The organism is Microbacterium sp. JB110, assembly GCF_003335195.1.
In the GTDB taxonomy this organism is placed as follows: Bacteria; Actinomycetota; Actinomycetes; order Actinomycetales; family Microbacteriaceae; genus Microbacterium.
On sequence record NZ_QPGM01000007.1, the window covers coordinates 191,665 to 218,105 of the forward strand.

General features: G+C 69.7%; 24 protein-coding genes and 1 pseudogene. 22 read left to right on the plus strand and 3 right to left on the minus strand.

The genetic code is table 11. From position 1 onward, the window contains the following. The first annotated feature begins 20 nt into the window (after positions 1–20). Positions 21–677, plus strand: a complete 657-nt coding sequence (locus CIK77_RS13350) for an amino acid ABC transporter permease (RefSeq protein ID WP_087056576.1) — start codon at positions 21–23, stop codon at positions 675–677. Further along, positions 674–1,588 carry an amino acid ABC transporter permease gene (locus CIK77_RS13355; protein ID WP_087056577.1) on the plus strand — a complete coding sequence of 305 codons (915 nt, stop codon included), beginning with the start codon at positions 674–676 and terminating at the stop codon, positions 1,586–1,588. The genes CIK77_RS13350 and CIK77_RS13355 overlap by 4 nt, the downstream gene beginning before the upstream one ends. 84 nt (positions 1,589–1,672) lie before the next feature. Here CIK77_RS13355 and CIK77_RS13360 read toward each other — a convergent pair whose 3' ends face one another. Next, a complete protein-coding gene (locus tag CIK77_RS13360; protein WP_087056578.1) occupies positions 1,673–2,545 on the minus strand; it encodes an IclR family transcriptional regulator in 873 nt (290 codons plus the stop codon). A 132-nt stretch (positions 2,546–2,677) separates the two neighbouring features. Between CIK77_RS13360 and CIK77_RS13365 the strand changes: the two genes are divergently transcribed. From CIK77_RS13365 to CIK77_RS13430, 14 genes and pseudogenes are all read left to right on the plus strand, one after another. Further along, positions 2,678–3,340: an ABC transporter permease gene (locus tag CIK77_RS13365; RefSeq protein ID WP_087056579.1), complete on the plus strand. Its 663-nt coding sequence runs from the start codon at positions 2,678–2,680 to the stop codon at positions 3,338–3,340. Continuing rightward, the gene (locus CIK77_RS13370) at positions 3,337–4,401 is read left to right on the plus strand and encodes an ABC transporter ATP-binding protein (protein ID WP_087056580.1); all 1,065 of its coding nucleotides are present in this window, start codon (positions 3,337–3,339) and stop codon (positions 4,399–4,401) included. Before CIK77_RS13365 ends, CIK77_RS13370 begins: the two co-directional genes overlap by 4 nt. Next, positions 4,398–5,195: an ABC transporter permease gene (locus CIK77_RS13375; RefSeq protein WP_249268741.1), complete on the plus strand. Its 798-nt coding sequence runs from the start codon at positions 4,398–4,400 to the stop codon at positions 5,193–5,195. Before CIK77_RS13370 ends, CIK77_RS13375 begins: the two co-directional genes overlap by 4 nt. A 61-nt stretch (positions 5,196–5,256) precedes the next feature. Next, a complete protein-coding gene (locus tag CIK77_RS13380) occupies positions 5,257–6,189 on the plus strand; it encodes a glycine betaine ABC transporter substrate-binding protein (protein ID WP_087056581.1) in 933 nt (310 codons plus the stop codon). Between the two features lie 113 nt (positions 6,190–6,302). Then, positions 6,303–7,079, plus strand: a complete 777-nt coding sequence (locus CIK77_RS13385) for an SDR family oxidoreductase (protein ID WP_087056582.1) — start codon at positions 6,303–6,305, stop codon at positions 7,077–7,079. Between the two features lie 67 nt (positions 7,080–7,146). Beyond that, positions 7,147–8,622, plus strand: a complete 1,476-nt coding sequence (locus tag CIK77_RS13390) for an FAD-binding oxidoreductase (protein ID WP_087056583.1) — start codon at positions 7,147–7,149, stop codon at positions 8,620–8,622. Between the two features lie 10 nt (positions 8,623–8,632). Further along, a complete protein-coding gene (locus CIK77_RS13395; RefSeq protein ID WP_087056584.1) occupies positions 8,633–10,090 on the plus strand; it encodes an FGGY-family carbohydrate kinase in 1,458 nt (485 codons plus the stop codon). Positions 10,091–10,101: 11 nt separating this feature from the next. Continuing rightward, a complete protein-coding gene (gene pheS / locus CIK77_RS13400) occupies positions 10,102–11,142 on the plus strand; it encodes a phenylalanine--tRNA ligase subunit alpha (protein ID WP_087056585.1) in 1,041 nt (346 codons plus the stop codon). Next, entirely contained in the window at positions 11,142–13,640 is a 2,499-nt protein-coding gene (pheT, locus tag CIK77_RS13405) for a phenylalanine--tRNA ligase subunit beta (protein ID WP_087056586.1), read from the plus strand. Before pheS ends, pheT begins: the two co-directional genes overlap by 1 nt. 135 nt (positions 13,641–13,775) lie before the next feature. Next, a pseudogene (locus CIK77_RS18360) lies at positions 13,776–14,369 on the plus strand (DUF2306 domain-containing protein); the annotation flags it as partial. Between the two features lie 178 nt (positions 14,370–14,547). Beyond that, positions 14,548–15,648: a sensor histidine kinase gene (locus CIK77_RS18185; protein ID WP_114347266.1), complete on the plus strand. Its 1,101-nt coding sequence runs from the start codon at positions 14,548–14,550 to the stop codon at positions 15,646–15,648. Then, positions 15,642–16,316, plus strand: a complete 675-nt coding sequence (locus CIK77_RS13420; RefSeq protein ID WP_087056588.1) for a response regulator — start codon at positions 15,642–15,644, stop codon at positions 16,314–16,316. The genes CIK77_RS18185 and CIK77_RS13420 overlap by 7 nt, the downstream gene beginning before the upstream one ends. A gap of 90 nt (positions 16,317–16,406) precedes the next feature. Continuing rightward, positions 16,407–16,979, plus strand: coding sequence for a DUF4190 domain-containing protein (locus CIK77_RS13425; RefSeq protein WP_140403580.1), 573 nt, complete (start codon positions 16,407–16,409; stop codon positions 16,977–16,979). Positions 16,980–17,087: 108 nt separating this feature from the next. Beyond that, positions 17,088–17,285, plus strand: coding sequence for a DUF1918 domain-containing protein (locus tag CIK77_RS13430; protein WP_087056590.1), 198 nt, complete (start codon positions 17,088–17,090; stop codon positions 17,283–17,285). 65 nt (positions 17,286–17,350) lie between these two features. Here CIK77_RS13430 and CIK77_RS13435 read toward each other — a convergent pair whose 3' ends face one another. Both CIK77_RS13435 and CIK77_RS13440 read right to left on the minus strand, forming a co-directional pair. Next, complete coding sequence (locus CIK77_RS13435; protein ID WP_170934262.1) at positions 17,351–18,679, minus strand: CoA transferase; 1,329 nt, start codon at positions 18,677–18,679, stop codon at positions 17,351–17,353. 101 nt (positions 18,680–18,780) lie between these two features. Further along, on the minus strand, positions 18,781–19,767 hold the full coding sequence (locus CIK77_RS13440) for a CPBP family intramembrane glutamic endopeptidase (RefSeq protein WP_087056592.1): 987 nt from the start codon (positions 19,765–19,767) through the stop codon (positions 18,781–18,783). Positions 19,768–20,042: 275 nt separating this feature from the next. Between CIK77_RS13440 and argC the strand changes: the two genes are divergently transcribed. From argC to CIK77_RS13470, 6 genes are all read left to right on the plus strand, one after another. Continuing rightward, positions 20,043–21,086, plus strand: a complete 1,044-nt coding sequence (argC, locus tag CIK77_RS13445; protein ID WP_087056593.1) for an N-acetyl-gamma-glutamyl-phosphate reductase — start codon at positions 20,043–20,045, stop codon at positions 21,084–21,086. After that, positions 21,083–22,240 carry a bifunctional glutamate N-acetyltransferase/amino-acid acetyltransferase ArgJ gene (gene argJ / locus CIK77_RS13450; protein WP_087056594.1) on the plus strand — a complete coding sequence of 386 codons (1,158 nt, stop codon included), beginning with the start codon at positions 21,083–21,085 and terminating at the stop codon, positions 22,238–22,240. Before argC ends, argJ begins: the two co-directional genes overlap by 4 nt. Continuing rightward, complete coding sequence (argB, locus tag CIK77_RS13455) at positions 22,237–23,139, plus strand: acetylglutamate kinase (RefSeq protein WP_087056595.1); 903 nt, start codon at positions 22,237–22,239, stop codon at positions 23,137–23,139. Before argJ ends, argB begins: the two co-directional genes overlap by 4 nt. Next, positions 23,136–24,353, plus strand: coding sequence for an acetylornithine transaminase (locus CIK77_RS13460; RefSeq protein WP_087056596.1), 1,218 nt, complete (start codon positions 23,136–23,138; stop codon positions 24,351–24,353). Before argB ends, CIK77_RS13460 begins: the two co-directional genes overlap by 4 nt. Next, a complete protein-coding gene (gene argF / locus CIK77_RS13465; protein WP_087056597.1) occupies positions 24,350–25,291 on the plus strand; it encodes an ornithine carbamoyltransferase in 942 nt (313 codons plus the stop codon). Before CIK77_RS13460 ends, argF begins: the two co-directional genes overlap by 4 nt. A gap of 115 nt (positions 25,292–25,406) precedes the next feature. Further along, a complete protein-coding gene (locus CIK77_RS13470; protein ID WP_249268742.1) occupies positions 25,407–26,435 on the plus strand; it encodes a heparan-alpha-glucosaminide N-acetyltransferase domain-containing protein in 1,029 nt (342 codons plus the stop codon). The last annotated feature ends 6 nt before the right edge of the window (positions 26,436–26,441 follow it).

Here is a 26,441-nt window from a genome sequence, read left to right on the forward strand (position 1 = left end):
CCCGAGAAGAAGGAGGGCGCGTGGACGCCATCTTCGGCAACCTCGATCTGTGGCGCGAGGGCATCTCTCTCACACTGCTGGTGTTCGTCTTCGGTGCGCTGCTCGCCCTCGTGCTCGGCACCATCGTCGGTGCGATGCGCGTCTCGCCGGTGCCGATCGCGCGCGGGGTCGGCACCGTGTACGTCAACCTGGTGCGGAACACCCCGCTCACGCTGGTGTTCTTCTTCTTCGTGTTCGGCTACAGCGCGCTGGCGCTGCCGACGCTGTCGAATACGGTGCTCGGCATCCTCGCGGTCGGTGTGTACACCGCCACGTACGTCGCCGAGACGATCCGGGCCGGCATCAACACGGTGCCCGTGGGACAGGCGGAAGCCGCCCGCGCGATCGGTCTCCCGTTCGGCCAGGTGATGACCAAGGTGGTGCTGCCGCAGGCCTTCCGTTCTGTGGTGCCTCCCATGATGAGCGTATTCATCGCGTTGCTGAAGAACACCACCGTCGCTGCCGGGTTCTCCATCTCGGTGCTTCCCGCGCTGCAGGCCACGATCTCCAACTCGCACACGCGGCCGGGAACGCCTATGGAAGTGCTGTTCTGGGTCGCTCTGATCTTTGTGGCGCTGGTGATGCTGCTGACCTGGCTGCAGCGCACGCTCGAGGACAAGTGGAGGATCGCGCGATGACTTCCGTTCTCTACGACGTTCCAGGCCCCAAGGCCAGGCGACGAAATGCGATCCTCGCGGTCGCCACCGTCATCGTGGTCCTCGCGGTCCTCGCCTTCATCGTGTGGCGGTTCAGCCTGACGAACCAGTTCAGCGCCGAGAAGTGGCACGTGTTCACATTCTCCGCGGTGTGGGTCTCCATCGGCGAGATGCTGCTGAACACGCTCAGGGCGTTCGCCCTCGCCGCCGTGCTCAGCCTCGCCCTCGGCTTCGTGCTCGCCATCGGCCGGGTCTCGGAACACACATGGGTGCGCGTTCCGGTCACCGTGATAACCGAAGCGTTCCGGGCCGTTCCCGTGCTCGTGATGATGATGATCCTGTACTACGGCCTGCCGACGCTCGGGGTGTCGATGAGCCCGTACTGGGCCGTCGTGATCGCGCTGATGGCGTACAACGGCTCCGTGCTCGCCGAGGCGCTGCGTGCCGGCATCGAGTCGCTGCCGCGCGGGCAGAAGGAAGCCGGGTACGCGATCGGCCTGCGCAAGAGCGGCGTGATGATCAAGATCCTGCTGCCGCAGGCCGTGCGGGCGATGCTGCCCGTGATCATCGCGCAGCTCGTCGTCACCATGAAGGACACCGCGCTCGGCTTCCTGATCACGTACCAGGAGCTGCTGTACTACGCGAAGCTGCTCGGCTCGCAGCAGGGCAGGCCGATTCTGCAGGCGGCGTTCATCATCGGCGGCATCTACATCGTGATGTGTCTGCTGCTGAGCTGGCTCGCGAAGTGGGCGGAGAAGCGCACCAGCCGGTCCCCGAAGGTCGTTGCCGCTCCGCGCGACCCGGCCGCGGACGACGATTCGACGCTGACCGAAGCAATCGCGCTGCAGTCTCGCTCTGGCAGGTTCGATCCGGGTGGACAGCTCGGCAGGTGACGGCACGCACGGCCCGGCTCCAGAACGAGGCTCGTCTCCGCGCGCGTGCAGACCGGTTGCGGGTGCCTCGCTATCGGAGCGGACTCACACCGATGCGTCGCCGACCTGTGCGCCGAGTGACGCGGAGATCTCGGCGCCCACCCGCGCGATGTATGTTCCGAGCGGCACCGGATCCGCTCCGACGCGGGAGATCGGTGCGCTGATGTTGACCGCGGCGACGACGGCCCCCGTGAAGTCGATGATCGGCGCCGACGCCGCGACGATGCCCCGTTCCAGCTCCTCGACGGACGGCGCATAGCCCAGCTCCCGCACGCGCGCCACTTCGGCCAGCAGCGTCGTCAGGTCGCGCACATGATCGGAGGCCGGCGACGGGTCCTGGACGACGGCGAAGGGGGAGGCGATCACGCTCCGATCGGCACGTCCGACGATCGGCGTCTCGTCGGCGTGCTCGACGAACCATTCGCGCAGTGCCGTGTCGTCCCACTGGCTGAGCAGAGCACGCCCTGACGGCGTGCGCCAGGCGGATGTCGTCACACCCTCCCACCCGGTTGCGCGGAACTCGTGCGGGCTGAGCTCGCTCAGCACCGTCAGCACATGCCCTCCGCGCAGGACGTTCAGGCTGGCGGTCTCGCGCGTCTCGTTCGCAATGCGACGAAGGATGGGCCGGGCGACGGACGTCAACCGGGTCTCGCGCGTGTGCGCGGCGAGGGCATAGAGGCGCGGACCGAGCCGATAGGCGCGTGTCAGAGGGTCGCGCTCGGCGAGCCCTGAGTCGGCGAGGGTCGCCAGGGAACGCGAGACGACGCCTTTGTCTCGGCCGCTCAGTTCGGCCAGGCGCACGACGCCGAGTCCGTCGGCGCGCGCGGACTCGGCGGAACCGAGCAGCTCGAGCAGCTCCAGATCGCGGGCGAGGCCGGAGGTGTTGCGTCGCGCAGGACGGTGCGGCACGTCGGTCATGCACACACCATATCTTGGAGTTGTCATATGAACAACCAGCTTTGTGTAAATGAAGACTGTTTCGTATGGTTGTCGACACGAAGACAACAGTGTCCGGCAGCGCGGAGGAGCGCCTCGGCGGTGAGGAGCGGAATGAACGGGTTCGATCTCGAGAGCCTCGCTCGGTTCGTCGAGCGCCGATGGGACGAGATCCTGACGCTCGCCGCCGAGCACCTCGCGGTCGTCCTGCTGTCGCTGGCGATCTCCGCCGTGATCGGCGTCGGCCTCGGCATGCTCGTGTGGGATCGCCCTGGCGTGCGCAGCGCCGCGATCACGACCGCGTCGGTGGCGATCACCGTCCCTTCGCTCGCGCTCCTCGCCCTGCTGAGCCCCGTGCTCGGCCTCGGCTGGGGAGCCACGATCGTGGCGCTCGTCGTATACGCGTTGCTGCCCGTCATCCGGAACACGGCCGTCGGGCTCAGCGAGGTGCCGCGCCACATCCTCGAGGCAGCCAGGGGCGTCGGGATGTCGCGCGTGCGCATCCTGTGCTCGATGCAGTTGCCGATCGCCTGGCCCGTCATCCTGACCGGACTGCGCGTGGCGACGCAGCTGTCGGTCGGCGTGGCGGCCATCGCGGCGTACGTCGCCGGCCCCGGTCTCGGCACGTACATCTTCCGGGGGCTGTCGACGCTCGGCTCGGCGAACGCGCTCAACTACGCGCTCGTCGGCACAGTGGCGACGATCGTCATCGCGCTCGTGCTCGACGGCCTCCTCGTTCTGCTCGCCCGTACGACGACCTCAAGGGGACTCCGATGACCGCCTCCACCCGCAGCGGGACCAGCAAGTCGACCAACGGCGCCACGGCCGCGTTCGCCCATGCGGGATCGAGTGTCGGCATCGAGCTCGACGGCGTCACCAAGAGGTACCAGGGGCAGGAGCACCCGGCCGTCGAGGACTTCACCATGTCGGTGAGCCCTGGAGAACTGGTCATGTTCGTCGGCCCGTCCGGATGCGGCAAGACGACGACGATGAAGATGATCAACCGGATCATCGAGCCGACGTCGGGTTCGATCCGGATCGCCGACCAGGATGTGCTGTCGCTCGAGCCGAACGAGCTGCGCCGGCACATCGGATACGTGATCCAGCAGATCGGGCTGTTCCCGCACCTGACGATCTTCGACAACATCGCGACGGTGCCGAAGCTGCTCGGCTGGTCGAAGTCTCGTATCGCCGAGCGCGTGGACGAACTGCTGCGGCTGGTCGACCTCGACCCCGGTGTGTTCGCACGCCGCTACCCGAAGGAGCTCTCCGGCGGTCAGCAGCAGCGGGTCGGCGTCGCCCGAGCGCTCGCCGCCGATCCTCCCGTCATGCTCATGGACGAGCCGTTCGGCGCCACAGACCCGATCACCAGGGACGGGCTGCAGGCCGAGTTCCTGAAGATCCAGGAGGGCATCGGGAAGACGATCGTCTTCGTCACACACGACTTCGATGAGGCGATCAAGCTCGGCGACCGGATCGCCGTGCTCAGCGATCGCAGTCAGATCGAGCAGTTCGACACACCTGCGAACATCCTCGCCGCCCCTGCCAACGACTACGTGCAGTCGTTCATCGGCAAGGGCGCGGCGCTGAAGCGACTCGCCCTGATCGGCCTCTCGCACGTCGACCTGACCGGTGTCTCGGCGTCGACCTCCGCGCTCGAGGTCGATGAGCACGACTCGCTGCGGGACGCCCTCGACATGCTGGTCCGCTCGGGAGCCTCGAGCGTGCGCGTCACACGCGGAGATCGCGTCGTGGGCGCAATCGACTTCGACACCATCTCGACGCTGCTCGACGCGGACGCCCGCGACATCCCCTCGCGTGAGCAGGGCGCACCGTGAGCGCCTCGAACGCGACCATGCCCGTCACGGCCACCGCGCTCGGAGCCGGTGGCCCGGCCGCCGGCTCGTCCGGCCGCCGCTGGCTGCGTCGATTCGTGCCGCTCATCGCCGTGGCCGTCGTGCTGGCGGTGCTGGCGATCTGGGCGTCGTCGCGTGATCTCGACTCGATCGAGGCGCGCACCCTCAACTGGGACTACATCATCACGAAGACCGGCGAGCATCTCATCCTGACGCTCGTCGCCTCGGCCCTCGTCGCCGCCCTCGCCATCCCGATCGGAATCGCCGTGTCGCGCTCGCGCTCTCGCCTCTTCCGGGGTGCGGTCGGTGTCGTCGCGAACATCGGGCAGGCCACGCCGGCCGTCGGCCTCATCATCCTGCTCGCCATCGCGTGGCAGACCGGGTTCGTCACGGCGCTGGTGGCCCTCGTCGCGTACTCGTTCCTGCCGGTCCTGCGCAACACGGTGGCAGGACTCGACCAGATCCCCGCCAGCGTTCGGGAGTCGGCACGCGGCATGGGCATGACCGTCGGGCAATCGCTGCGCCGCATCGAACTCCCGCTCGCGTCGCCTGTGATCATCGCCGGCCTGCGCACAGCCCTCGTCTTCGCCGTCGGCGTCGCGACCGTCGCCACCTTCATCAACGCCGGTGGCCTCGGCGACATGATCGTCAACGGCCTCAAGCTGCAGCGTTATCCGGTGATAGTCGTGGGCGCCGTGCTGGTCGCCGCGATCGCCGTGCTCATCGACTGGCTCGCGGGCCTCGTCGAAGACCTCGTCAGGCCGAAGGGCCTGTGACCACCCCCACCAACCGCAACCGCGCTTCACGCTGGGGCGGTTGCCACCGAAAGGAACGCACATGAACAAGCGCATCGGCGCTCTCGCGCTCGTCGCGGCCTCGGCCGTCGCCCTGGCCGGCTGCACGGGCGGAGCAGGAGCAGGAACCGAGACCGGGTCGCAGGGCGACGAGCTCGACAGCCTCACCGGCGTCATCGGAAGCAAGGACTTCGCCGAACAGTACGTTCTCTCCTACATCACGACCGAGCTGTTCCGTGCGCACGGCGCCGATGTCGAGGCGAACATCGACCTCGTCGGCTCGAGCAACGTGCGCCAGGCCTTCGAGAACGACGAGTTCCTGGGCTACTGGGACTACACCGGAACCGGCTGGATCACCTACCTCGGCGAGACCGAGCCGGTGCAGGGTGCCGAGGCGCAGTTCGACGCCGTCGCCGAGGCAGACCTCGAGCAGAACGGGATCGTGTGGCTCGAGCCCGCTCCGCTCAACAACACCTACGCGCTCGCCGGTGCGAGCGGCACGATCGAAGATCTCGGTGTGTCCACGCTCAGCGACATCGCAGCCCTGCCCGCTGACGAGCAGACGTTCTGCATCGAGAGCGAGTTCTCCACGCGCGATGACGGGTGGCCCGGCCTGCGCGACGCGTACGGATTCGAGGACAGCACCGCACTGCTCGACACGGGCATCATCTACACCGCGACTGCCGAGGGCACCGACTGCACCTTCGGCGAGGTCTTCGAGACCGACGGCCGCATTCCCGCCATGGATCTGACGGTGCTCGAGGACGACCAGGAGTTCTTCCCTGCCTACCAGGGCTCGTTCACGGTCAAGCAGGAGACCCTCGACGAGCATCCGGCGATCGCGGACGTGATCGGCCTGGTCTCGCCGTTGCTCACCACCGAGGTGATGCAGGATCTCAACAGCCAGGTCGACGTCGACGGCGAGGACCCTGAGGACGTCGCGATCGACTGGCTGACCGAGCAGGGCCTGATCTGACCCGATCCGAAGCGGTCGGATGCGGCACCTGATTCTTGGGAAGCGAGAACCGGATGCCGCATCCCGGGCCCTTCACCTGACATCCGTATCGTCTCCCGTCGAGAAGGACCCAGTTGGACATCACCGATTTCTCCCTCGCCCGCTTCTCGCTCACCGGTCGCATCGCCGTCGTCACCGGTGGCAACAGCGGGCTCGGTCAGGCATTCACGCTGGCTCTGGCGGCGGCCGGCGCCGACGTGTTCGTACCGAGTGCGAGCGATGACGGCGGAGAGACGGAAGCGCTCGTCGTGGCAGCCGGCGCCCGGTACTCGGGGATGATCGCCGACCTGACTGAGCCGGGCGCTCCCGAGCGCGTCATGGCCGAGGCGGTCGAGGTGTTCGGCCGCGTCGACATCCTCGTCAACTCCGCTGGAGTCAATCTCGTCGCGCCGTGGCGGGATTTCGGCCGTGCCGAGTGGGACAGGATGATCGCCGTCAATCTCACCGCCGCCTTCGAACTCGGCCGTCTCGCCGCAGCGCACATGAGCGACCGCGGTTCAGGCAAGATCATCAACATCGCCTCGCTCTTCTCCTTCCTGGGGGGCGTCGGCTCACCCGCGTACGCCGCGACGAAGCACGGCATCGTCGGGTTCACCCGCGCCTATGCCGACGAGCTCGCTTCGTCTGGGGTGCAGGTCAACGCCATCGCTCCCGGCTACTTCGAGACTGCGCTCACCGCTGAGACGCGCTCGGAGCCCGAAGCGAACCGCAGGGTGCTCGATCATGTGCCAGCCGGTCGCTGGGGGCGGCGCGACGATCTCATGGGCGCCGCGGTGTTCCTCGCCAGTCCCGCCTCCGACTATGTGAACGGTCAGGTGCTCGCCGTCGACGGCGGGTACCTCGTCCGCTGACGGTCGTCCGCGGCGCCGTCGACTTCCGCCTTCAGACCGAATCCCCTCAGACCGAAACGAGGAAATCATGGCCGTGCCCACCTTCACCAGGCCGACGCCGACGATCGGCCGTGCGGCGATCGTCGCGCGACTCGTCGACATGCTCGGAGCCGACAGCGTCGACACCGACGAGCAGCGACTGCGCGAGGCGAGTGTCGACCGCTTCCACAAGTACGAGGCCGCCCACGGCATCTACGACGGCCCGTTCCCCGCAGCGATCGCCTACGCGACCTCGACCGAGCAGGTCCGCGCCGTGCTCGTCTTCGCCGACGGGCACGGCGTCAACGTCGTGCCGCGGACGGGCCGCACGGGCACGGAGGGCGGTCTCGAGACGGCTGTCGAGGACACGATCGTGCTCGACTGCTCGCGCATGGACGCCGTGATCGAGATCGACGAAGAGAACATGCAGGCGACAGTGCAGGCGGGGGTGCCGCTGCAGCGGCTCGACGACGCGCTGCGTGACCGCGGGCTCACGACGGCGCACTCGCCCCAGTCGAAGCCCCTCGCGCAGTTCGGCGGCCTCGTCGCGACGCGTTCGATCGGGCAGCTCTCGACCCTCTACGGGGGGATCGAAGACATGGTCGTCGGCCTCGAGGCAGTGTTCCCCGACGGCAGCGTCACGCGCATCAAGAACGTGCCGCGCCGAGCGGCCGGGCCCGACATCCGGCACGTGGTGATCGGCAACGAGGGGGCGCTGTGCGTCGTGACCGAGGTCACGGTGAAGCTGTTCCGCTTCGAACCCGACAACCGCCGCGCGCTGGGCTTCGTCGTCGACGAGTTCGCTGACGGGATCGACGTCCTGCGCCGCATCGTGCAGGCCGGCTATCGGCCGAGCATCGCTCGCGTGTATTCGGCAGGCGATGCCGGTCAGCACTTCAGCGACGTCGCCGATGGCAGACCGGTGGTGATCGTCGTCGCCGACGGGCCGAAGCGCATCGCCGACGCCATCGCGGAAGGCGTCGAGGAGGCGCTCACCACGATCCCGCATCGGGCGCTCGCCCCGCAGTACGTGGCGGACTGGCTCGACGGCCTGAACTGGGGAGCCGACAAGATCGACGCCGAGAGGCGCGACATGGTCGAGCACGGACGTCTCGGCTACACGACCGAGGTCGCGGTCGACTGGTCGCGCACGCACGAGCTGTACGACGCGGTGATGAACCGCATCCGCACGGAGTTCCCGCGCCGCGACGACCTGCACCTGCTCGGGGCGCACTCGTCGCACAGCTATCAGACGGGAACCAACCTCTACTTCGTGTACGACTACACGATCCGCTGCGAACCGCGCGAGGAGATCCGTGAGTACCACCAGCCGCTCAATGCGATCATCGTCGAGGAGGCGCTGCGCGTGGGCGGGTCGATGGTGCACCACCACGGCGTCGGCAAGTACCGCACCCCATGGACGCGCGAGGAGCACGGCAGCGCGTATCGCATCCTCGCCGGCCTCAAGCGCGAGTTCGACCCGAACGGCGTGATGAACGCCGGCACGATCTATCCGGTCGACTAGCGGGCCCCGGATGGACGGCCCACTGCTGCTCGCGATCGACAACGGGTCGCAGAGCACGAAGGTCTCGATCGTCGACGCGGCCGGTGGCGTCCTCGCGCGCGGGCGCGCCGCCCTGCGCCCGGCGGTTCGTCTCGCGCCCGGCCGCGTCGAGCATCCGGATGACGACCTCTGGGACTCCGTCGTCGCGGCCTGCCGCGAAGCGATGGATGCCTTCGACGGTGACCCGGCGCGCATCGTCGGCGTCGGCCTGTGCACGATCCGGTTCTGTCGTGCGCTGCTGCGCGCCGACGGTTCGCTCGCCGCGCCGGTGATCAACTGGATGGACGAGCGCCTGTCCCGCCCGTATGCGCCAGAGCACGACGACGTCAGGTACGTGGCGACGTCGACCGGCTACATCGCAGGGCAGCTGACGGGCCGACTCACCGACGCCGCAGGCAACACCGAGGGGCACTGGCCGGTCGACCACGACACCTGGCGCTGGAGCGAAGACGACGCCGTGATCGCCCGCGAGGGCGTGCCGCGCGACATGCTGCTGCCCCTCGTGATGCCGGGCGAGCTGCACGGGCGAGTGACGGCGGCGGCCGCGGACGCGACCGGGCTGCCCGAGGGTCTGCCGGTGTACGCCACCTCGAACGACAAAGCCGTCGAAGCGCTCGGCTCTGGTCTCATCGACGAGGGCGACGCGCTGCTGTCGCTCGGCACCTACGTCGCGGCGATGACTCCCGGGGAGAGCGGTTTCGCGCCCCGTCGCGCCGCTGGCCCGTGGCGCAACTTCGGCGCGATGCCGGGGGCCACGTTCTACGAGAGCGGCGGAGTGCGTCGCGGCATGTGGACGGTGAGCTGGCTGCGCGACCTCGTCTTCGATGCGCGCCCCGGCGAGAACGCGGCGCCCGCGTTCGGCGACGGCGAGCGCGAGCGGACCCTGGAGGCAGAGGCGGCGTCGGCCCCCGCCGGTGCCGGCGGGCTCGTGACCGTTCTGGACTGGCTCGCCCCGGCGGACGAGCCGTGGCGCCGCGGTGCCATGATCGGGTTCGACGGCTCGCAGGGGCGCGGCCATCTGCATCGCTCGGTGCTCGAAGCGCTGGCACTGATGATGGCCGACGAAACCCGCGACCTCTTCGACGCGCTCGGTCGCGCACCGCGAACGCTCATCGTCGCTGGCGGTGGTGCGCGTTCCGATCTGATGCTGCGGATCCTGGCCGCGACCTTCGAGATCCCCGTCCGTCGAATGCGGGTCGCCGACGGCGCGGGAACAGGGGCGGCGGTCAGCGCGGCGGTCGGATCCGGTGTGCATGCGACATGGCACGGTGCCGTCGAGGCGATGGTCCACTCCGAGGCCGACGTCCTGCCCGATCCGTACCTCGTCGAGGCCTACCGCAGGATCGCCGTCCGGCACCGGATGGTGCGGCGTCGGACAGGAGACATGCTCGCCGATGCCGGTTCGTCTCCGTCCGCGGCCGCCACGTAGAATCGTGTCTTGTGTCCGAACCACTCGAAATCACGCCAGAGGCGGTAGAAGCTGCGGTCGCCGAAGCACTCGCCGCCGTGGCCGCCGCAGCCGACATCTCCGCTCTGAAGGCCGCCCGTTCCGCCCACCAGGGCGAGGGCAGTCCGCTCGCCGCGCTGAACGCGCAGATGCGCAGCGTTCCGAAGGAGCACAAGGCCGAGTTCGGCAAGCTCGTCGGCGGCGCGCGCGCCAGGGTGAACCAGGCGTTCGCCGCACGTGAGGAAGAACTCGCGGAGGCGGAGCTGACAGCGCGCCTCGAGGCGGAACGCGTCGACATCACCGCCATCGCCCACCGCACGCGCACCGGTGCGCGTCACCCGATCAGCTCGCTGCAGGAGCACGTCAGCGACATCTTCGTCGGCATGGGGTGGGAGATCGCCGAGGGGCCGGAGCTCGAGCACGAGTGGTTCAACTTCGACGCACTGAACTTCGACGTCGACCACCCCGCCCGCCAGGAGCAGGACACGTTCTACGTCGACCCCGTGGAGCGCCACCTCGTGATGCGCACCCACACCAGCCCCGTGCAGGTGCGCTCGATGCTCGACCGCGAGGTGCCGATCTACGTGCTGTGCCCCGGCCGCACCTACCGCACCGACGAGTTCGACGCGACCCACCTGCCCGTGTTCACCCAGTTCGAGGGTCTCGTGATCGACAAGGGCATCACGATGGCGCACCTGAAGGGCACCCTCGACCACATCGCGCGGCAGATGTTCGGCGATGAGGCGAAGACGCGCCTGCGCACGAATCACTTCCCGTTCACCGAGCCGAGCGCCGAGTTCGACCTGTGGCACCCGACCTTCGCCGGCGGTGCGCGCTGGATCGAGTGGGGCGGCTGCGGCATGGTGAACCCCAACGTGCTGCGCGCGGCCGGGATCGACCCTGAGGAGTACAGCGGCTTCGCCTTCGGCATCGGCATCGAGCGGGCGGTGATGTTCCGCAGCGATGTGCAGGACATGCGAGACATGGCAGAGGGCGATGTCCGCTTCAGCGAGCAGTTCGGGATGGTGGTGTGATGCGCGTCCCCGTTTCGTGGCTGCGTGAGTTCGTCGAGGTTCCGCAGGAGGCGACCCCGGATGAGGTGTTCGCGTCCCTCGTGTCGGTCGGCTTCGAGGAGGAGGAGCTCGTCTCGTTCGACGTGACGGGCCCCGTCGTCGTCGGTCGGGTGGTCTCCTTCGAGGTCGAACCGCAGAAGAACGGCAAGAACATCCGCTGGTGCCAGGTCGATGTCGGCGAGGCGAACGGAGGCGTGCGCGGCATCGTCTGCGGCGCGCAGAACTTCCTCGAGGACGACAAGGTCGTGGTGACGCTTCCGGGCGCCGTGCTGCCTGGCGGCTTCGCCATCGCCGCGCGCAAGACGTACGGCCATGTCTCCGACGGCATGATCGCATCGGCGACCGAACTCGGCCTCGGCGACGAGAGCGACGGCATCATCCGGCTCGTCGAGTGGGGTCTCGACCCGGAGGTCGGCGCGGACGCGATCGCGCTGCTCGGCCTCGATGACGCGGCTGTCGACGTGAACGTCACCCCGGACCGCGGCTATGCGCTGTCCATCCGCGGCATCGCCCGCGAGTACTCGCTCGCGACCGGCGCAGCGTTCTCCGACCCCGCGGTCGGCGCGGCGGTCGCCGAGGCATCCGGCTTCGACGTCGAGCTGAGCGACGACACCCCGATCCGCGGCAACGACGGCGCGACGCAGTTCGTCGCCCGCGTCGTACGCGGCGTCGACCCGTCGCGCCCGACGCCCGCCTGGATGGTCTCGCGACTCGCGCTTGCCGGCATCCGGTCGCTCGGCCTGCTCATCGACATCACCAACTACGTGATGGTCGAACTGGGGCAGCCGATCCACGGCTACGACCTCGACGCGCTCACCGACGGCATCACCGTGCGCCGTGCGCGTGCGGGGGAGACCCTCACCACGCTCGACGGCCAGAAGCGCGAGCTGCTCGCCGAGGACCTGCTGATCACCGACGGCTCCGGGCCGATCGGGCTCGCCGGCGTCATGGGCGGCGGCACCACCGAGATGGGTGGAGCGACGACGAACGTGCTCGTCGAGGCGGCGACTTTCGACCGAGTCTCCATCGCCCGCACCGCCCGACGTCACAAGCTGCCCAGCGAGGCCTCCCGACGATTCGAGCGCGGCGTCGACCCCGCCGTCGCTCCCGTCGCCGCGCAGCGGGTCGTCGACCTGATGGTCGAGCTCGCCGGTGGCACGGCGACCGACGAGGGCACCCGCGTCGGGGGCGTCGCCCTGGCCGATCCGGTCGAGCTGCCTGCGGGCTTCGCCGGCGGGCTGATCGGCGTCGACTACGCGCCGGAGCGCATCCGCGAGGTGCTCGAGGCGATCGGCTGCACCGTCGCCGACGCCTCGGACGGCTGGAGCATCACAGCGCCGACATGGCGGGGCGACCTGACGGACAAGTGGGCGCTCACCGAGGAGATCGTCCGCGTCGACGGCCTGGACAAGGTGCCGTCGGTTCTGCCGACGCCGCCCTCGGGCCGCGGCCTCACCGCCGCCCAGCAGGGGCGCCGTCGCGTGTCGAACGCGCTCGCCGCCGCCGGATTCGTCGAGACGCCGGCGTTCCCGTTCGTCTCCGAGGAGCACAACGACCTCTACGGATCGCCGTCGGGGGAGTCGCTGCCAGGAGTCAGGCTCGCCAACCCGCTCAGCGCGCAGCAGGCCTTCCTGCGCCGTTCGCTGATCCCGGGCCTGGCGCAGACCGCGCACCGCAACATCTCACGCGGGCTGACCGATCTTGCGATGTTCGAAGTCGGCAGCGTGTTCCTGCCGGAGCGCGGCGTGGCCTATGGCACCGACACGGTGCCGCCGATCGCCGAGCGTCCGGATGAGGAGACCCTCGCGACGCTGAACGCCTCCGTTCCGCCGCAGCCGCGCCACGTCGCGATCCTGCTGTCGGGCAACGTGACGCCGAAGCAGCCGGGGCGGGCAGCAGAGCAGGCGGGGCTCGAAGCCGCGCTGGACGCTGTGCGCACCATCGGCGTCGCGGCGGGGATCGACATCATCGTCTCGCAGGGGGAGCGGGCGGCGCTGCACCCGGGTCGCACCGGCACGCTGTCGGCCGCCGGCGAGGAGATCGGGTACGTCGGCGAGCTGCTGCCCAGCGTGGCAGCCGACGCCGACCTGCCGGCGCACACCATCGTCGCCGAGCTGAACCTCGATCTGCTCCTCGGGCTCGTCGGTCGCCGCGTGGTGGCCGCCTCGCTGTCGACCTACCCCGCCGCAACGCAGGACGTGTCCCTCGTCGTCGATGCCGCGCTTGCGGCTGCCGACCTGAGGGCGGCGCTCGTCGAGGGGGCAGGCGACCTGCTCGAGCACATCCGGCTCGTCGACGACTACCGCGGCGAAGGCCTCGACGCCGGAACGAAGAGCCTCACCTTCGCGATGCGATTCCGCGCGGACGACCGGACGCTGACGGCCGCGGAAGCCACAGAGGCGAAGCTGGCAGGCGTGCGCGTCGCCGACGAGCGGTTCGGCGCGAAGATCCGCGACTGACCCACCATCGATGACGCCGGTCGGCACCTCGGACGGTGCCGACCGGCGTCATCGATGGCCGACCGGATGAGCGCGCGCGCCGGAACCGGCCGGACGGCCGATGCGCGGGCCAGGCGGTCGCGCGAGCATGGCCGCATGACCTCGACGACCCGCACGGCCGCTCCCCGTCCCTCGCCCGCGAAACCCCGCATCCCCGCCCGCGAGCGGTGGCTCATCGCCGGCCTCCTCGTGCTGGCACTGGTGCCGTCGATCGCCGGTGCCGTCCGCGTCGGCGGCGTCGCCGTGGGCGATCCCTCCACTCCCGATCGCTTCGCGGACGATCCGCTCCCTGTCCTCGCCCACATCGTCGGCGCGCTGATCTACGCGTTCGTCGGCGCCTTCCAGTTCCCTCCGACGTTCCGGCGCCGCCACATCGTGTGGCATCGCTTCGCCGGTCGCTACCTGCTCGTACCCACCGGCTTCATCGTCGCCCTGTCCGGGCTGTGGATGAACGCGACATACGTCCTTCCGCCGATCGACGACGGGCTCGTGCTGCTCCTGTCCCGCTATGCCGTCGGCGTGTGGATGTTCGTGTGCCTCGTGCTGGCTCTCGTCGCCGTCGCCATGCGACGCTTCCAGTCGCACGGGGCGTGGATGATCCGCGCATACGCGGTGGCGATGGGAGCGGGCACCCAGGTGTTCACATCGATGCCGTCCATGCTGCTGTTCGGGCCACCGGATGAGCTGCGCCGCGTCATCGAGATGGACGCCGGCTGGCTGATCAACATCGTCGCCGCGGAGATCGTGATCAGGGTCTGGCACGCGCGCGCCGGGCCTGCGCCGAAGCGCGGCGGCGTAGCTGTGCAGTCATGGAAACGCGCATCGCCTCGGCTGCGCGCGCCGCCGCCGCCGCTGCGCGCGGGGCGCCGTGCGCGCGCGACGTCGTGCTCGTCGTGCCGTCGCGACCGCCGTCGCCGTCGCGGAGACCCTCGTGCGGTCCGACCTGGTCTGGCCGGTGCCCTCCCTCATCGTCACACTCGCCGTGCTCCCTGGGCTGCTCTGGCGGCGCACGCATCCGCTCGTCGTCGTGGCCGGCATGACGGCGATCTCCTCCGGCTACGAGATCACAGCATGGGCGGCGGGCGAGCGGGCGAGTGCGCTCGGCGCCGTGGCTGTGATGCTTCTCGTGCCGTACGCGCTGTTCCGCTGGGGGAGCGGCTTCGCGCGGATGCTGGGCGGCGCGCTGCTGGGGCTCGGCGTCGTCGTCTCACTCGCCGCGAGCGGCGGCGATTGGATCGGCGCGGCGGCAGCCGTGGTGATCGTGGGTGGTGCCTGCCTGGTCGGTGTGATCCGGCGCCAGCGCGTCGACGCGCACGCCGCCGCACGGGAGCGGGAACGGGGCAGGGAGCGCGAGGAGCTGGCCCGCGACCTGCACGACACAGTGGCGCACCACGTGTCGGCGATCGCGATCCGCGCCCAGGCAGCACAGGCGCTGCCGCCGGACGTCGAGCGATCGACGACCGCGTTCGGGGCGATCGAACGGGAGGCGCGCGAGGCGCTGGCCGAGATGCGATCGCTGGTCAGGGTGCTGCGCGGCGATGAAGCATCGGCGCCGTTGCAGCCCATCGCGGGGCTCGACGAGATCGAAGCGCTCGCCGCCCCCGGCCCTCCGGTCGTGCAGGTACGTGCCGCCTCAGCCGCCCGCGTCGCCGTCTCGCAGATGCCGCAGATGGCGCAGAACGCGCTCTTCCGCATCGCGCAGGAGGCGGTTGCGAACGCGCGGCGCCACGCGAGTGGTGCCACGCGCGTCGTGGTCGAACTCGCCGTGAGCGCCGCCGGTGTCGAACTGCGCGTGACGGACGACGGCTCCGCGGCTCCATCCGGAGCATCCGGCGGTTACGGCATCACAGGGATGACCGAGCGCGCGTCGATGCTCGGTGGTCGCCTGCACGCGGGGCAGGGGGAGTCCGGATGGATCGTCTCGGCAGTCGTGCCGTCGGCGCGCGATGAACGGAACGCATCATCGTGATCCGCGTGCTCATCACGGACGACCAGGAGTCGATCCGCGTCGGCCTGCGCATGATGCTCGACGCGCAGCCGGACATCGAGGTCGTCGGCGAAGCCCCTGACGGGATCGTCGCCGTCGATCTGGCCAGGCGTCAGCGTCCGGACGTCGTGCTGATGGACATCCGGATGCCCCGCATGGACGGGCTGGAGGCGACTCGTGCGCTCGCCGCGGACGCCGCGCCGCCCGCGGTCGTCATCCTCACCACCTTCGATCTGGACGAGTACGTGCACGGCGCTCTGCGTGCCGGAGCGAAGGGCTTCCTGCTCAAGGACTCGGGGCCGAGGCTGCTCGCCGAGGCCGTGCGCGCCGCCGCAACGGGCGATGCCCTGATCGCCCCCGAGATCACGGCGCGGCTGTTGGCAGAGTTCTCACCGGCCGCGCCGCGATCGACGGAGCCGGCTGACCCTCTCACCTCGCGGGAGGAGGAGGTGCTCGTCGCGCTCGCCGCAGGCTTCACCAACGCCGAGATCGGAGCGCGGCTGAACCTCTCGCTCGGCACGGTGAAGGCGCACATCGCCGCTGTGCTCGGCAAGCTCGGCGTGCGCAACCGGGTGGAGGCGGCCATGTGGGCGTACGAATCGGGGCGCGTCCGCGGCTCGCGGCGGGCGTCCGATGACGGCACGTCCTGATCGGGGCACGGCCGGTAGTGTTGTCGGCGACGGTCGGCCGGATGGGGGAGCAGAGTGACGAACGAACAGCACGGCGGAGAAGTGCGTCGCGTGCCTGATGCAGATCTTCCCGACCTCCCGCCGATGCCGGAACCGCCGCCGATGCCGCCGCTGCCGTTCGAAACGGCCCACGGCGACGTCGCACCGAGTCCGTCAGAGCCAGCGCCCGCCGCGCACGAGGCCGCAGCCGGCAACGATGACGCCGTCGCGTTCGCCGTCCCCGGCTACGGGCAGCCACTGAGTCCGCCGCCGTTCGGCGAACCGCGTCCGCCGGCGGACGGTGTTCCGCCCGTTGCGGGAGGGGAGCTGGCGCAGCAGCCGCCGTTCGGCCAGCCGGTTGCGCCTCTGCCACCGTACGCACAGCCGTACGCGGGCCCTCAGAGCTATGCGGGACCGTATGCGCCGCAGGCGATGAAGCGGGCGAACGGTCTCGCCACGGCCGGTTTCGTCGTCGGCCTCGTCTCGATCTTCCTCCCGCTGTTCTTCGGATTCATCGGCGGAGTCGTCGGCATCGTGCTCTCGATCGTCGGCGTCGTCAAGCACGATCCCGCCACTCAGAGCAACAAGGGCCTCGGCATCGCGGGCATCGTGCTCAGCGCCGTCGCGATCATCTTCATCCTCTGACGCTCTTCGTCCTGTGTGAGAGGCCCGTGGACCCGCGGCGCACGTCCGGGGTCTGGAAACGGCGCCAGTGCCGCGGCACACTGGAGGGAGTCGACGAAAGGAATCGTGATGCGAGCCGAAGTCGGAGACAAGGTGCACGTCCACGGCAGGACGGTCGGTGCTCCCGACCAACTGGTCGAGGTGCTCGAAGTGCGAGGGGACGACGGCGCACCGCCGTATCTGGTGAGGTACGAGGACGGCCACGAGACGCTGGTCTTCCCTGGCAGCGACGCCCAGGTGGAGCCGCCTGCGACGTCCCGCGGATGAGGCGTCGATGACGCGAGCGCGGCACCAGCGCCACGGGAGCCGCGCGAACCCGTCGGCGCGCGCCCTCAGCTGAGGAACCGCGGCTCCGCCGTGCCGTAGTCGTCGGGTGCGGTGGTGTGCTTCATCACGGCGTCGTCGCGCGTCACCGCGGGGGCGGCGAGGTCGAGCGGACCGTAGGGCGAGTCGAGCCTCCGGATGACGGGAACCGGTGACGGCGAGAGCGCGTCGGTCGCCGACGGCTGGTCGAGCAGCAGGTGCGCGGTTCGCGCGAGCGACATTCGAGCCGAACCGCCCAGGCCCGTGTGAGCGCGGCGATGCAACAGCGCGCAGACGGCGGCGGCGATGCCGAAGCCCGTCGCGTAGTCGAGTGCCTGCACCGGCAGGGCGCCCGGTGTCCCGTCGTCGTGCCGATACGCGTCGGCGATCCCCGTCGCGGCCTGCACGATCGAGTCGAACCCGCGTCGCCCGGCCCAAGCGCCGTCGAAGCCCCACGCCGAGAACTCCGCGACGACAAGGTCTGCGCGCCGTTCGCGCAGCGCTCCGGCGTCGAGCCCGAGGTGTGCGAGAGCGCCTGGCCGGTACCCGGTCACCACGACGTCGGCGCGTGCGACGAGGTCGTCGATCACCGCCAGGTGCGCCAGGTCGCGCGCGTCGAGCAGAGTCGTGCGCTTGCCGGCATTGCGATCGACGTGCATGTCGACGAGCTCAGGCAGACCGGGCGGGTCGACCCGCAGCACGTCGGCTCCCAGCTGGGCCAGCAGCTGCGTCGCCGTCGGCCCGGCGATCACCCTGGTCAGATCGAGCACCCTGACGCCGTCGAGCCCGCCGCTGGTCGGGACGAGCGGTTCCGCGTCCGCGCGCTCCCCGACATCGAACTCGATCCACCCTGACCCGTCGACGGCTCGCGCCGGCGCAGAGCCCCGCCAATCCTGCGCTGTTCTGACCCGTGCGGCCGCACCTCCCGCCGCGTCGATGTCGTGCTCGGCATCGGCGGCGGCGACACCGGCCAGGGCGGCTGCCAGCGACGGAGCGTCCGTCGCGCCGTAGAGGCGCTCCAGGACCGCCGCGTGATGCGGATAGTTCGCGTGGGTGCGCAGCCACCCGTCGGAGGCGGGGAAGAACCCGGACAGCGGCGCGAACCCCTCAGGCTTCCGCCCGTCGATCCTGGTGTGACGGATCGAGCTGAAGGCACCGGCGACGAGGTCGGCCCGCACACCGAGCCGGTGACCCGTCACCGCGGCTGCGGCCGACGCTGCCGCTGCCACGCTTGCGAGGGCGAGCCCTTCTACGTCGAGCGGACCGCCCCACCAGCGCCGGGGCCCGTTGAGTGGGACCTCAGGGAGTGCGGTGATCGTGCGGAGCTCGGCCGTCAGCTCGGGGAGCGGGTCGTCCATACCGGCAAGCCTGCACGACCGATCGTGCAGAGAACAACAGTTCGCGCGCTCCTGCACACCTGATTCACGATGCGACGTGCAGGAGCGCGCATTCTGTCGAGCTACGCAGTGGGAGCGTTCGTTTCCGGCGACGGGCGGTCGGCCTGGGTTTCTGCTGACGCACCGGGCATCGCGCGGTCGGGTCCTGGTCGGAAACCGCGGGCGAGCAGCAGCAGCCCGATCGCGACGGCCATCATGATCCATCCGGGAACGCCCATCACGGTTCCGGCGACCGCCTCCGTGCCCTCGGGGTCCAGGATCATCAGCGACATCGGGAAGGCGGCGTTCAGAGCGCCGTGCGCCAGGGCTGCGGGCCACACGCTCCTGGTGAAGTAACGCGTCCACTGCACGATCACGCCCGCGACGAGGCAGAACGCGCACATGTACGCCAGGCCGAGCGCGTCGGTGCGGGCGAAGTTGTAGCCGAGCAGGATGATCGGGGCGTGCCAGAGGCCCCAGACGATGCCGGAGACGAGCGCGGAGCGCCAGAAGCCCAGCGGTGACAGCGCTGTGGCGAGGTATCCGCGCCAGCCGAGCTCCTCGCCGAAGGCCGACGCCGTGGCGATCACGACGACGATGGGCAGCGAGACGAACTGGCCCACCAGGTACATCTCGACGGGAACCTCTGGCGGAAGAAGTGCGGCCGCGCCTGCGAGCGCCAGATCGGGCGTCGCCCAGCCCAGGCCGATCGCGAGGAGCGACGCGGCGAAGCCGATCACCAGGAACGCGACGGGCAGAAGCAGGAAGAGCCAGATCTTGCGTGCGACGGGCCGGAACGGCAGCAGGCCGAGCCAGCGGGCCCTGGCTCCCTTCCTGACGGTCGTGAACGTCATGATCAGCGCCGCGACGGTCGGCGTGAACATGAGGGCGGGCACCAGCACCCCGAACAGCGGAGAGGCGAGGCCGTCACCGAGCCAGAGCGGCAGACAGACGAGCCAGCCGAGCCCGAAGGCGATCAGGAGGTAGCACGCGACGGGCCCCCAGGGAACGCGCTGCGGCGGGACGCCCTCTCTGACATCGAGCGGTGAGTACAGGTCTGAAGCGTTCATGCACCGATCGTCTCCCGCTGCTGCGTCACGCGCCTCCGCCGCGCGACGGAGATCCGAGCCGTGCTCTCCGCTGGACGGCGGATCTCCGAGACGGGTCTGCTAACGTCGTCGCCATGGCATCGACCGCGACCGTCTCGCCGCTCTCACCGAGCAGCGTCGTCGCGCGCCGTCCGCGTGCCCGCCGAGTCTGGGCGGCACTGCGAACCTTCGTGTCTGCGTGAGGGAGCGGTGTCGCCGTTACGGCAACCCACTCGCACGGACTTAAGGTAGGAACTATGACGTATTCGGTCGCTGTCTCCGGCGCTTCTGGCTACGCGGGCGGCGAGATCCTGCGCCTGCTCGCTGGCCATCCCGACATCGAGATCCGCACGGTCACCGCGCATTCGAACGCCGGCGACGACCTCGTCGATCACCAGCCGCACCTCAGGTCGCTGCGCCACCTGACGCTGCAGCCGACCACACCGGATGTGCTGGCCGGTCACGACGTCGTCTTCCTCGCGCTCCCGCACGGGCAGTCGGGTCAGTACACCGACGCGCTCGGCGATGCGGCGCTCGTGATCGATGCCGGGGCGGACCACCGTCTCACCAGCGAGGCCGAGTGGGCGGCGTTCTACGGCGGAGACTTCCACGAGCCGTGGACGTACGGCGTGCCTGAGCTGCTGATCAGCGGAGCCAAGCAGCGCGAGAGTCTGCGCGGTGCGACCCGCATCGCCGCCCCCGGATGCAATGCGTCGACGGTGTCGCTGTCGCTCGTCCCCGGCGTGGCTGCCGGCGTGATCGATGCGGGAGACATCGTCAGCGTGCTCGCCGTCGGGCCCTCCGGTGCGGGCAGGAGCCTGAAGCCGCACCTGCTCGGGGCCGAGCTGCTCGGCACAGCGAACCCGTACGCCGTCGGCGGCACGCACCGCCACATCCCCGAGATCCAGCAGGCGCTGCGCGCGGCGGGGGCGAGCGACCCCCGCATCTCGTTCACACCTGTGCTCGTGCCGATGTCGCGCGGCATTCTCGCCACCTCGTCGGCCCCGATCGTCGACGGCGCCACCGATGCGCAGATCCGCGACGCGTGGGAGTCCGCATACGGTGACGAGCACTTCGTGCAGCTCCTGCCAGAAGGGCGGATGCCGCGCACGGCCGATGTCGCCGGCGCGAACACCGCACTGATCGGCCTCGCCATCGATCGCAGCGCGAACCGGGTCACGGTCGTCACCGCCGTCGACAATCTCGCCAAGGGCACAGCGGGGGCCGCCATCCAATCCATGAACATCGCGCTCGGTCTCGACGAGTCCACGGCGCTGACGACGAACGGAGTCGCACCGTGAGCGTGACCGCACCAGCGGGCTTCGAGGCGGCAGGCGTCGCAGCCGGCCTGAAGTCCACGGGCAAGAAGGACGTCGCCGTCATCGTGAACCGCGGCCCGCAGAGAACGGCGGCGGCGGTGTTCACGTCGAACCGTGCCAAGGCGAACCCGATTCTCTGGTCGCAGCAGGCGATCAAGGCGGGTGCAGCCGACGCGGTCGTGCTCAACTCGGGCGGAGCGAACTGCTTCACCGGCGACTTCGGGTTCCAGACCACGCACCAGACAGCGGAACGGGCGGCCGAGCTGCTCGGCGTCGGGGCCGTGGGCATCCAGGTGTGCTCAACCGGCCTGATCGGCACGGGCGACGAGATCTTCCGCACCAAGGTGCTCTCCGGCACCGCAGACGCGATCTCGCGCCTGTCCGCAGACGGAGGCGACGACGCGGCGCACGCGATCATGACGACCGACTCGGTTCCCAAGACCGTTGAGATCACGGGCGACGGATGGACGATCGGGGGCATGGCGAAGGGTGCGGGCATGCTCGCCCCAGGGCTCGCCACGATGCTCGTCGTGCTGACCACCGATGCACAGCTCACCAGCGAGGAGGCCGACGCGCACCTGCGTGCCGCCACCCGCGTGAGCTTCGACCGCCTCGACTCCGACGGCGCGATGTCGACCAACGATCAGGTCACCCTGATGGCGAGCGGGGCATCCGGGCGCGCTCCGGATGCTGACGCGTTCCGTGCGGCACTCACTGAGGCGTGCATGTCGCTCGCGACCCAGCTGATGGCCGACGCCGAGGGTGCGGGCCACGACATCTTCATCCGGGTGCTGCATGCAGTGAACGAGGAGGACGCCGTCACCGTTGCGCGCTCCGTCGCGCGCAACAACCTGTTCAAGACCGCGATCTTCGGAGAGGACCCGAACTGGGGGCGCGTGCTCGCCGCGATCGGCACGACCGACGCCGAGTTCGACCCGTACGACGTCGACGTGACGATGAACGGTGTGCGGGTGTGCACCGGCGGCGGCCCCGACCAGCCTCGCGAAGAGGTCGACCTCTCCGGTCGCACGACCCTGGTCGACATCGATCTGCGGGTCGGCGAGGCGGAGGCGACCGTGATGACCAACGACCTCACGCACGCCTACGTCCACGAGAACAGCGCATACAGCTCATGAGCGAGATCGATCTCCAGCAGACCACACCGGAACAGGCCGCTTTCAAAGCGACCACGCTGATCGAATCGCTGCCGTGGCTGAAGAAGTACCGCGACGAGGTCGTCGTCGTGAAGTACGGCGGCAACGCGATGATCTCCGAGGAGCTGCAGGACGCGTTCGCACAGGACATCGCCTACCTGCGCTACGTCGGCATCAAGCCCGTCGTCGTGCACGGCGGGGGACCGCAGATCTCCAGCATGCTCGACCGACTCGCCATCCCGAGCGAGTTCAAGGGCGGCTACCGCGTCACCTCGACCGAGGCGATCAGCGTCGTCCGGATGGTGCTCACCGGGCAGATCAATCCGCAGCTCGTGGCGAAGATCAACTCGCACGGCCCATTCGCCGTCGGCCTCTCCGGCGAAGACGCTGCGCTGTTCGGCGGGCGTCGCCGCGGCGTGGTGATCGATGGCGTCGAGGAGAGCCTCGGCCGAGTCGGCGACGTCACCGAGGTCGATCCGCAGCCCGTGCTCGACCACTTGGCGGCGGAGCGCATCCCCGTCATCGCCGGCGTCGCGCCGGATCTCGATCATCCAGGCCACACGCTCAACATCAACGCGGACGCCGCAGCCAGCGCGCTCGCCCGTGCTCTCGGCGCGAAGAAGCTCGTCGTCCTGACGGACGTGCCTGGCCTCTACGCCGACTGGCCCAACCGCGACTCGCTCGTCTCGCACCTGTCGGCGAGCGAACTGCGCGAGCTCATGCCGAAACTCGAGTCCGGCATGATCCCGAAGATGCAGGCCTGCCTCGACGCGGTCGAGAACGGCGTGCGGAAAGCATCGATCATCGACGGGCGCGTGCCGCACTCGGTGCTCGTGGAACTGTTCACCAGCGACGGAATCGGTACGGAGGTGTCGGCATGAGCGATGCGAACTGGAAGGTGGCCGCAGAGCGCGACCTGATGAGCCTCGGGGGCCGCCCGCGCCTGTTCGAGAGCGGTTCCGGGTCGTACGTGACCGACGACGCCGGCCGCGAGCACCTCGACTTCCTCGGCGGCATCGCGGTCAACAGCCTCGGCCACGCGCATCCGGTGTTCGTCTCCGCTGTCGCCGAGCAGGCGGCGAAGCTCGCCCACGTGTCGAACCTGTTCGCCTCACAGCCGCAGCTCGACCTCGCCGCACGCCTGAAGCGGCTGGCGGGAACCGGAGAGGACGGCCGGGTGTTCCTGGCCAACGCGGGAAGCGAAGCCAACGAGACAGCGCTGAAGCTCGCGCGTCTGCACGGCAACCCGCGGGGGAAGACAGCGATCCTGTCGCTGGCCGGCGCGTTCCACGGCCGCTCGATCGGCGCACTGTCGATCACGCCCAAGGCCGCGTACCAGGATCCCTTCGCGCCGCTGCTTCCAGACACCAGGACCATCGAGCCGACGCTCGACGCCCTCGAGCACGCGTTCGCCGCAGACGACGTCGCGGCGATCTTCATCGAGCCGATTCAGGGCGAGGCCGGTGTCCGCGAGTTGCCGGATGGCTTCCTCGCCCGCGCCCGTGAACTCACGCGCCGGCACGACGCGCTGCTGATCCTCGACGAGGTGCAGACGGGGTCGGGGCGCACGGGGGAGTGGTTCGCCTTCCAGCTGCCCGGCATGCTCCCGGACGGGGAGCTGCCGGACGCGGTGACCTTCGCCAAGGCGGTCGGCGCTGGCTTCCCTCTGGGCGGCCTGATCACGTTCGGCCGCGCGAGCGACCTGTTCGCACCTGGAATGCACAACTCGACCTTCGGCGGCAACCCGTTGGCGAGCCACGTCGCCGATCGAGTGCTCGCCCACGTCGAGGACGAAGGACTGCTCGCGAACGTGACCCGCCGCGGTGCGCAGCTGCGCGAGGCGGTCTCCGCACTGCCGGGGGTCTCGGGCACACGCGGGGCTGGACTGCTCATCGGCATCGCTCTGGAGCGGCCGATCGCCGCCGACGTGGTCGCACACGCGCTCGACGGCGGTCTGATCGTGAACGCGCCGGCGCCTGACACCATCCGGATCGCTCCGGCGTTCACCGTGGGCGACCCCGAGATCGAAGATTTCATTCGGAGGTTCGGCGACGCGCTGAACGCCGCAAGCCAGAGTTCGGAGACGACAGTATGACCCGTCACTTCCTGCGCGACGACAGCATCACGCCGGCCGAGCAGAACGAGATTCTGTCGCTCGCCGCCGAGATGAAGCGCGACCGCTTCTCGCACAAGCCGCTGGACGGCCCCCAGACGGTCGCCGTGATCTTCGACAAATCATCGACGCGCACGCGCGTCTCGTTCGCGGTGGGCATCGCGGACCTCGGCGGCTCGCCGCTGATCATCGCCACGGCGTCGAGTCAGCTGGGCGGCAAGGAGACACCGGCCGACACGGCGCGAGTGCTCGAGCGGCAGGTGGCGGCCATCGTCTGGCGCACCTACGCTCAGGCGGGCCTGGAGCAGATCGCCGACGGTACGACGGTGCCGGTCGTCAACGCGCTCAGCGATGACTTCCACCCCTGCCAGCTGCTCGCCGACCTGCTCACCATCCGCGAGCACAAGGGCGGGACCGAAGGCAGGACGCTGACGTTCTTCGGCGACGGCCAGAGCAACATGGCGCATTCGTACGTGCTGGCCGGTGCGATGGCGGGAATGCACGTGCGCATCGCGTCACCCGCCGCGTACTTCCCCCGGGCTGATGTCGTCGCCGACGCCGTCTCTCTCGCACGCGAGACGGGCGGATCGGTGACACTGCTCAGCGACGCGCGCGAGGCCGCGGCCGGATCGGACGTCGTGATCACGGACACCTGGGTGTCGATGGGCAAGGAGGAGGAGAAGCAGCGTCGCATCGACGATCTCGGCGGTTACAAGATCACCGAGGAGCTGATGGCTCTCGCGAACGATGACGCGATCTTCATGCACTGCCTCCCCGCCGACCGCGGCTACGAGGTCGACTCCGCAGTCATCGACGGGCCGCAGAGCGTCATCTGGGACGAAGCAGAGAACCGCCTGCACGCGCAGAAGGCGCTGCTGGCGTGGCTGCTCGAACAGCAGCGAGCGCATACGGTGGCGTGACCAGGCGGCAGTGAGGCCGACCATGCGATCATCCGGACCATCTCCGCCGCGCACGGCAGGGGCGCGGTCCGGATGGGTCCGTTCGCGCTGGGAGCGCTTCGACGCCGATGGGCGCATGCCGGGCATCGACCTTGCGCGCGGATCAGCCGTCGTCGGGATGTTCGCGGCGCACATGCTGCCGCTGCCGCCGCTGATGTGGACCGTGCAGTCGACGTGGCATGGCATCGCCGACGGGCGCTCATCCATTCTGTTCGCCGTGCTGGCAGGCGTTTCCATTGCGCTCGTATCCGGGGGAGCATCGCCGATCCCGCGCAGGCAAGCGGCGACCGCTCGAATCAGGATGCTCGCGCGTGCCGGGTGCATCTGGCTGCTCGGCATCGCTCTCGCACTGACGCCTGTGCCCGTCTACGTGATCCTGCCCGCGTACGGACTGCTGTTCCTCCTCGCCATCCCCGCGCTGCGCTGGCGGGCACCAGCGCTGTTCGGTACGGCTGCGACGATCGCACTCGTCGGGCCGTTCATCGTGCATGCGGCGAACGCCTCAGCATGGTGGGAGACGGAATCAGGCGGGTACGCGGCCACGGCCCTCGGCTGGCACTATCCGGTTCCGCTGTGGGCGGCGTTCATCGCCGCGGGCATGGGCATCGGTCGGCTTCGGCTGGACGACTGGCGCGTGCTGATCGCGCTGCTGTGCTCAGGCACAGCTCTCGCAGTGATCGGATACGCGGTGATTGCGCCTGCCTCGCGCTCCCTTCCATGGGGTCAGGCGCTCACCGATGCGCCTCACTCGAGCGGATTGGGTGAGTCCGTCGGCTCCGGCGGCTTCGCCGTGGCGGTCGTCGCGGCGTGCGTGCTGGCATGTCGGACCCCGGCGCGGTGGCTCGCGATCCCGCTGCGCGCCGTCGGCGCGATGCCGCTGACGGCGTACACGGCCCAGTTCGTGGTGTGGTGGGCGGCCACGTCGGGTGAGGCTGCTCCGCTCGGGGCGTTCCGCGATCTCGAGCCGTTCTGGCCGTTCACCCTGTGCACCATCGCCGTGTGCACCGCATGGACCCTGCTGATCGGGCGCGGCCCTCTCGAACTGGCGATCGGGGCGGCCTCGCGCGCCGCGGCGGGATGGGGGAGCGGCACGCGCATGCCGTAGCCTTGG